Here is a 2,376-nt window from a genome sequence, read left to right on the forward strand (position 1 = left end):
GAACTCGATGTGGTGGAAGACGCTGGTCTTGCGCGGCGCCGTGACCACCCCCACGAAGTTGGACAGGTTGGACAGCATGTGCGCCGCGGTGGCGATGACGCGCTGCGGCTGGTCGGGCTGCAGGTGGCCGCCCGCTGCCGCCATGTCGGCCGGCAGGTCGGCCGCACCAAAGGGCCGCGCGGTGAGCATGGTGTCGACGAAGAGGCGGTAACCGCGCGCTGTGGGAATGCGCCCGGCGCTGGTGTGCGGACTGGCGATCAGGCCCAGCTCCTCCAGGTCGGCCATCACGTTGCGGATGGTGGCCGGCGACAGGTCGAGCCCCGACGCCTTGGACAAGGTGCGCGAACCCACGGGCTGGCCGTCCGCGATGTAGCGTTCGACCAGGGTCTTCAGCAGGGTTTTGGCGCGCTCGTCGAGCATGGCCTTTCATTGTACGGAAGAGGCCTTCGCCACGAGGCTGCCATGCGGTGATGGTGTAATCCTTCGCCATGGGCAACCGCTTCCGACATGCAGCCATCGTGGGCAAATTCCAGGCCCAGGGCATGCGCGCGCTGCTCGAGGAGATCGCGCAGTTCCTGCTGAGCCGCGGACTCGAAGTCTCGATGGAGCGCGCCACCGCCAACAACACCGGCATGGCCGCCGAATACGCCGCACTCACGCCCGCCGAAATGGGCCAGCAGTGCGACCTGGCCGTGGTGGTGGGGGGTGACGGCACGATGCTGGGCATCGCCCGTGAACTGGCGCGCCACAACATCCCGCTGGTCGGCATCAACCAGGGCCGGCTGGGCTTCATCACCGACATCACGGTGGCGCACTTCCGCGAGGCGCTGGCGCCGATGCTGGACGGCGACTACGAAGAAGAACACCGCAGCATGCTGGGCGGCGGCGTCTGGCGCGACGGCCGGCCGATCTTCGAGAGCATGTCGCTGAACGACGTGGTGGTCAGCCGCGGCGCCACCGCCAGCATGGTGGAACTGCGCATCCACATCGGCGAGGAGTTCGTGGCCAACATGCGGGCCGACGGGCTGATCATCGCCTCGCCCACCGGCTCCACCGCCTATGCGCTGTCGGCCGGCGGGCCCATCCTGCACCCGGGCATCGCGGGCTGGGTGCTGGTGCCGATCGCTTCGCACACCTTGTCCAACCGGCCCATCGTGCTGCCCGACGCGGCCGAGATCACGGTGGAGATCGTCGCCGGCCGCGACGCCTCGGCCAACTTCGACATGCACAGCCTGACCAGCCTGCTGCACGGCGACGAAGTGCGCGTGCAACGCTCGGCGCACAAGGTGCGCTTCCTGCACCCGCGCGGATGGAGTTACTACGCCACGCTGCGGCGCAAGCTGCGCTGGTACGAAGGGGTTTGACACCGATGCTGCGCCGCCTGGCCCTGCGCGATTTCGTCATCGTGCCGTCGCTGGAGATCGACCTCCAGCCCGGCTTCTCGGTGCTGACCGGTGAAACCGGCGCCGGCAAGTCCATCCTGATCGATGCGCTTCAGCTGGCGCTGGGCAGCCGGGGCGACGCCGGCGTGGTGCGCGAAGGCGCGGCCCGTGCCGACATCACCGCCGAGTTCGACCTGCCGCCCAGCCTGACCGGCTGGCTGACCGAAGCCGGCTTCGACGGCAGCGCCGACGACGGCGTGCTGCTGCTGCGCCGCTCCATCGACGCCCAGGGCAAGAGCCGCGCATGGGTGAACGGCCATGCCGCCACACTGGCGCAGCTTCGCGAAGCGGCCGAGCACCTGCTGGACATCCACGGCCAGCATGCCTGGCAAAGCCTGACCCGCCCGGCCGCCGTGCGCGCGCTGCTGGACGCCCAGGCCGGCCTGGACCCCCAGCCGCTGACCGACGCCTGGACCGCGATGCGCGCCGCTGGCGAAGCGTTGGAAGCCGCCCGCGCCCAGCGCGACAGCATCGAGCGTGAGCGTGAGCGCCTGGCCTGGCAGATCGGCGAGCTGGACAAGCTGGCCCCCGGCGACGACGAATGGGACGAGCTGAATGCCGAGCACCAGCGCGCCTCCCACGCGCAGGCGCTGCTGGACGCCGGCCGCCAGGCGCTGGACGCGGTGGCCGAGGCCGACACCAGCGCCGACGGCCTGACCTCGCGCGCCATCGACGCGCTGGGCGACGTGGTGCACCACGATGCCCGCCTGGCCGACGTGATCGAGGTGCTGCGCGGCGCCCAGGCGCAGCTGGAAGACGCCGCCCACACGCTGCATGGCTACCTGGGCCATACCGAGGTCGATCCGCAGCGGCTGGAACAGCTGGATGCCCGCCTGGGCGCCTGGATGAGCCTGGCCCGCCGCTACCGCCGCGCGCCGGCCGAGCTGCCCACGTTGCTGGCCCAGTGGCGCAGCGAGCTGGCCGCGCTGGACGC

General features: G+C 70.7%; 2 protein-coding genes and 1 pseudogene. 2 read left to right on the forward strand and 1 reads right to left on the reverse strand.

All coding sequences use genetic code 11. From position 1 onward, the window contains the following. Nucleotides 1-420: pseudogene (locus ABNT58_RS10025) on the reverse strand (heat-inducible transcriptional repressor HrcA); the annotation flags it as partial. Between the two features lie 68 nt (nucleotides 421-488). Here ABNT58_RS10025 and ABNT58_RS10030 point away from each other — a divergent pair. Together ABNT58_RS10030 and ABNT58_RS10035 are read left to right on the forward strand one after the other, a co-directional pair. Further along, a complete protein-coding gene (locus ABNT58_RS10030; protein WP_348753341.1) occupies nucleotides 489-1,364 on the forward strand; it encodes an NAD kinase in 876 nt (291 codons plus the stop codon). A gap of 5 nt (nucleotides 1,365-1,369) precedes the next feature. Next, nucleotides 1,370-2,376, forward strand: a 1,007-nt coding sequence (locus ABNT58_RS10035; RefSeq protein ID WP_348753342.1) for an AAA family ATPase, incomplete at its 3' end; no start/stop codon positions are given.

Source organism: uncultured Aquincola sp., from assembly GCF_964001545.1.
Classification (GTDB): Bacteria; Pseudomonadota; Gammaproteobacteria; order Burkholderiales; family Burkholderiaceae_C; genus Aquincola.